At 71.7% G+C, this 4,234-nt stretch carries 5 protein-coding genes and 1 tRNA gene; 2 read left to right on the top strand and 4 right to left on the bottom strand.

From position 1 onward, the window contains the following. Positions 1 to 524 precede the first annotated feature (524 nt). Together FNH04_RS42305 and FNH04_RS42300 are read right to left on the bottom strand one after the other, a co-directional pair. Positions 525 to 596, bottom strand: a tRNA-Val gene (locus tag FNH04_RS42305). Positions 597 to 660: 64 nt separating this feature from the next. After that, positions 661 to 1,146, bottom strand: coding sequence for a TIGR02611 family protein (locus FNH04_RS42300; RefSeq protein WP_152791549.1), 486 nt, complete (start codon positions 1,144 to 1,146; stop codon positions 661 to 663). A gap of 191 nt (positions 1,147 to 1,337) precedes the next feature. Between FNH04_RS42300 and FNH04_RS42295 the strand changes: the two genes are divergently transcribed. Together FNH04_RS42295 and FNH04_RS42290 are read left to right on the top strand one after the other, a co-directional pair. Beyond that, positions 1,338 to 1,751, top strand: a complete 414-nt coding sequence (locus tag FNH04_RS42295) for an SsgA family sporulation/cell division regulator (RefSeq protein ID WP_004002642.1) — start codon at positions 1,338 to 1,340, stop codon at positions 1,749 to 1,751. 639 nt (positions 1,752 to 2,390) lie between these two features. Then, positions 2,391 to 2,951 (top strand): CGNR zinc finger domain-containing protein, encoded by a 561-nt coding sequence (locus FNH04_RS42290; protein ID WP_322725450.1) that lies wholly within the window; start codon positions 2,391 to 2,393, stop codon positions 2,949 to 2,951. 190 nt (positions 2,952 to 3,141) lie between these two features. On the opposite strand, the gene FNH04_RS46995 is transcribed toward FNH04_RS42290, so the two are convergent. Together FNH04_RS46995 and FNH04_RS42285 are read right to left on the bottom strand one after the other, a co-directional pair. After that, positions 3,142 to 3,294, bottom strand: coding sequence for a hypothetical protein (locus FNH04_RS46995; protein WP_194237001.1), 153 nt, complete (start codon positions 3,292 to 3,294; stop codon positions 3,142 to 3,144). Positions 3,295 to 3,474: 180 nt separating this feature from the next. After that, positions 3,475 to 3,918 carry a hypothetical protein gene (locus FNH04_RS42285; protein ID WP_152791548.1) on the bottom strand — a complete coding sequence of 148 codons (444 nt, stop codon included), beginning with the start codon at positions 3,916 to 3,918 and terminating at the stop codon, positions 3,475 to 3,477. Positions 3,919 to 4,234: the final 316 nt, after the last annotated feature.

Here is a 4,234-nt window from a genome sequence, read left to right as displayed (position 1 = left end):
GTGCTGCAGCGGCACGTACGCCACCGCGGCCCCGGGCGCCCAGCGAGGTCGGCCGGATGTCAAGCGAGGTCAGCCGGTGTCCAGCACGACCTCTCGGGCCGCAGGCCGCAGGGGTGACCGGTGGGCCGGGTTCGGGGTACGGGGTGCGGGTTACGGGGTGCCGGTTACGTGTCCGCAAGTGCAGGGCCGGCGGAGGCCTTCCCCCTGCCATGGCATCGCCTGCTTCAGCCGCGGGGCCTCGGGCGCCGGCAGGCCTCCAGCCGCCCCCTTCAGGCACCCTCGCGCGCCGTCTCGGCCTCGACGCAACGTGCCGGACAAGGGAGCGGCGGCCACAGCGCCGTCCCGCAGCACGGCTCCCCCACGCACCCGGCGACGGACCACGGTCGACGACCCGCGCGGGAGCCGGTCCGCACCGGAGCCGGCCCGCACGGCCGCTGCCGGGTACGCCCCGCCCACGCGGCTGACACGCACAGCGAAACGACCCGGTCCACGGATTCCGTGGACCGGGTCGTTTACCGATCATGTGGGCGATACTGGGATCGAACCAGTGACCTCTTCGGTGTGAACGAAGCGCTCTCCCGCTGAGCTAATCGCCCGGGCGCAGGAAGAACATTACCCCATGTCAGTAGGCGCCTCGACCACGTACCGGATTCCCGCCGATCACTGATCCTTGATGTTCCAGGGCATCTCGAAGCCGAACTTCCAGAGGTAGATGCCGACGAGCACGGCCACGATCACCAGGCCGATCGTCGTCAGGATGATGTTGCGGCGCCGGACCTTGGGGTCGAGGGCGCGGTGCGCCGCCTCGGTCACCTTCCGCTTCGTCCAGCGGAGCACCAGCTGCGCCCAGACGAACTCGGTCGCCCAGATCGCCATGCCGCCGAAGATCACCACCCAGCCCGGGCCGGGCAGGGGCAGCATGATCACACCCGCCGCCACCACCGCGAGGCCCAGGACGAAGACGATCACCTGCCAGCTGAGGTGCAGCAGTCGCCGTGCCTTGATGAACTCCGGCGCACGGGACCCCAGAGCCGGTCCTCCGCCCGCCGTCGCGTCGGCCTCGTTCTCGGGTGTGCCGGTCCCCTCGCTCTGCGCTCCGTCGGCCGCCACAGGGGCCTCACCCGTGTCGTCACTCCCCGTATTCATACGCCCAAACCCTACCCGAGAGAAACCGGTCACCGGAATGGTCGTACCCGGCGAAGACACCCTCGGCCGGACGAGCTACGAAAATCAATGCAAAACACGCAGAGGGGTTTACAACGGCACCGTAGGTGGCATGTCGATTTCGCCGACGTGCGAATCCCCGAGCGCACACTGAGCGAAAGGCCCTGGCGCTTATGAACACCACGGTCAGCTGCGAGCTGCACCTGCGCCTCGTTGTGTCGAGCGAGTCCTCACTGCCTGTTCCCGCGGGACTGCGGTATGACACGGCCGATCCCTACGCCGTGCACGCCACCTTTCACACCGGAGCCGAGGAGACCGTCGAGTGGGTGTTCGCCCGCGACCTCCTCGCCGAGGGGCTCCACCGGCCCACCGGCACCGGCGACGTCCGCGTCTGGCCGTCCCGGAGCCACGGTCAGGGCGTCGTGTGCATCGCCCTGAGCTCCCCGGAGGGGGAGGCCCTGCTCGAGGCCCCGGCGCGGGCCCTGGAGTCGTTTCTGAAGCGGACGGACGCCGCCGTGCCGCCCGGCACGGAGCATCGGCACTTCGACCTCGATCAGGAGCTCTCGCACATCCTGGCGGAAAGCTAGGAGGGCGGGGCTACCACAGAGCCGCCCGGCGCCGTCCACTCGGGGAGACGGCTCGGGCCAGGACAACCGCATAGGGCACGCACCGGCGCCGTCGCCGCGGACCTCCGCGGGGCGGCGCCGGTGCGTGCCCGCGGCGGACGCCACGGCGGCGCCGCACTGACGGCCCACGGCGCCGTCACCGCCCGGCGGGTGTGAGGGCACACGTCGGCCGCCGCCCGGCGCGTGCCCTCAGACCCGCCGGGCGGTGACCGGCGCGACGCACCCGAAACGGCCCCATCCGACAGTGCGGCCACGGCCAGGAGGCCACGCGGACAGCGGTGGAGCGGACGGCGAGGGCCGCGGCGTCCGCCCGCGGTGCTGCCGCGGTGGCGCAGCCCGGCCCGGTCGCGCCCACCACCGACGTCTCCGAACCGAGCACCCCGGGGCAGCCGGCCGACGGGCGCCAGGGTGACCCTGGGGCGCCTGGGCACACGGGGACAGCAGAACGCGCGGTACGGGCTCGGCGCGTGTACCGGATGTGTACCGGCCGTCACGGCACTGCCCCAGGCACGTCCCGTGCCCGTCGAACGCCCCGTCGAGCCATTACCATCGGCCAGCATCGGCGGGCGTCCGCCCGACCTCCAGGCCAGGGAGCGAAACGTGCTGATCACCCACGACACCCGGTGCGCCCTCGACACCGTGGTGGATCTGGTGAACACCGCACCGGACAGCGACACGACGGCGGACGGGCTCGCGGACGTCTCGGCCCTCGACGAGTTCGTTCGGAACCACAAGATCAGCGACGTCGCGGTGCTGTCGGAGCTCGACCTCGCGGCGGTACGCAAGGCCCGCGGCCGCTTCGCCGAGGTCTTCGCGGCCCCCGACGCCCGCTCGGCCGCGGCGATCATCAACGAGCTGGTCGCCGCCGCGGGCACCACCCCACGGCTCACCGATCACGACGGCCACGACTGGCATGTGCACTACTTCGCACCCGGCGCGTCCGTCGCCGACCACCTCGCGGCCGACTGCGGGATGGCGCTCGCCTTCTTCGTGGTCGCCGGGGAACAGGAACGGCTGCGCCGCTGCGAGGCCCCCGACTGCCGACGCGCCTTCGTCGACCTCTCCCGCAACCGCTCCCGCCGCTACTGCGACAGCCGCACCTGCGGAAACCGCCTCCATGTCGCCGCGTACCGAGCACGCCGCAAGGAGGCCGCGGGCTGAGCCCTCACCCTCAAGCCCGAGCCCTCACGCGCAGGCCCGAGCCCTCACGCGCAGGCCCGAGCCCTCACCCTCAGGGCCTGAGCACTCACCCGCAGGGCCTGGTCCCCTTCCCGCACGGGGAACGAGACGGACAGGTGCGCCGGGGCTGACGGAGCCCTCCGGCGGGTGACGCCTGGGCTCCGTTTACGGCTCACAGCATCAGCAGGTCGTGCAGTGATGTCATGAGCAGCAGACAGCCGATCACCGCAAGGAAGATCATCAGCGGTGGCTGGGAAAGCGCGAAGAGACAACCTCGCCGCTCCTCGGGAGGGGCCGCGGTGTCGCTCTGTGTTGTGTCCAGCATCTCGCGGCGATGATGGCGCAGCGAACGCCCCTCACGCGATCAACACGCCCGTAATGACCGGGAGTTCGCCATTATCCGTATGCGAGGGAGCGTTCTTGATCACTTCCGCTCCCTCGCCGGATCCTCTGTGACGTTTCAGTCATGCATGCGCACCGGCGGTCATATTCACGCTCGGTGCCCTCATATGCCGTGCTTTTTCAGAATGTCCTCGATGTCGCTGAAGTCGTCCGCGGAGTCGGTGGCCCGGGGTGCGGCCGCGGGACGGCCCGCAGGACGGGAGCCCTGGCCCAGGGAGGGCGCGGAGGCCGCGGGGGCCGTCGCCTCGCGCTGCGCCGCCTTGGCCGCCTTGCGGTCCTTGCGGGTCCCGCCGCCGCGCCGCTCCACCGCACGGGTGGTCGTGAAGAGCAGCCAGGACGCGCCCAGGACGCCGAAGCCCGCCCACGCGAGGGGGCTGAAGGCGGTGTCGGCCAGCCAGTCGACGACTCCGGTCATCACCAGGCCGAGGGGCACCAGGGAGTAGGCGGCTATACGGGCCGCCCGGAGGAAACGCTTGCGGTAGGCCGTGATCGCGGCGATGCCCAGACCGGCCGCGGCCACGGCGGAACAGACTGTCTCGGCAATCATCCGGTCCTCCATGCGGTGCTCGGTCGGGCAAGGCGGTTCGTCCTTCCATCCTGCACCTCCCCGCGCCCCGCATGCCATGGTGCGAGCGGACCTCAGGGACATCTCCGGGTCGTCTCAGGGTCCGCTCCGTCCCTGGTACCAGACGCCTCCGCACGCACCGCCCGGACGGGGCACGCGCACCGCCCGGACGGGGCACGCGCACGGGCCGGGACGGGGCACCCGCACGGGCCGGGACGGGGCAGGCACCCGGCCGGATTCGGCCGACGGCTCCCGGGCTGGGAGACTGGCCCCCATGAGCGACTCCTCCCCCGCCGGC

Source organism: Streptomyces phyllanthi (assembly GCF_009377205.1).
Lineage (GTDB): Bacteria > Actinomycetota > Actinomycetes > Streptomycetales > Streptomycetaceae > Streptomyces > Streptomyces phyllanthi.
Note: the sequence above shows the minus strand (reverse complement) of the source record. Positions and strands in the feature narration are given on the sequence as shown.

Bases quoted from the DNA above. Each gene is read 5' to 3' on its own strand.
- FNH04_RS42300 (WP_152791549.1), bottom strand. From the start codon at position 1,146: ATGAATACGGGGAGTGACGACACGGGTGAGGCCCCTGTGGCGGCCGAC.
- FNH04_RS42295 (WP_004002642.1), top strand. From the start codon at position 1,338: ATGAACACCACGGTCAGCTGCGAGCTGCACCTGCGCCTCGTTGTGTCG.
- FNH04_RS46995 (WP_194237001.1), bottom strand. From the start codon at position 3,294: ATGCTGGACACAACACAGAGCGACACCGCGGCCCCTCCCGAGGAGCGG.
- FNH04_RS42285 (WP_152791548.1), bottom strand. From the start codon at position 3,918: ATGATTGCCGAGACAGTCTGTTCCGCCGTGGCCGCGGCCGGTCTGGGC.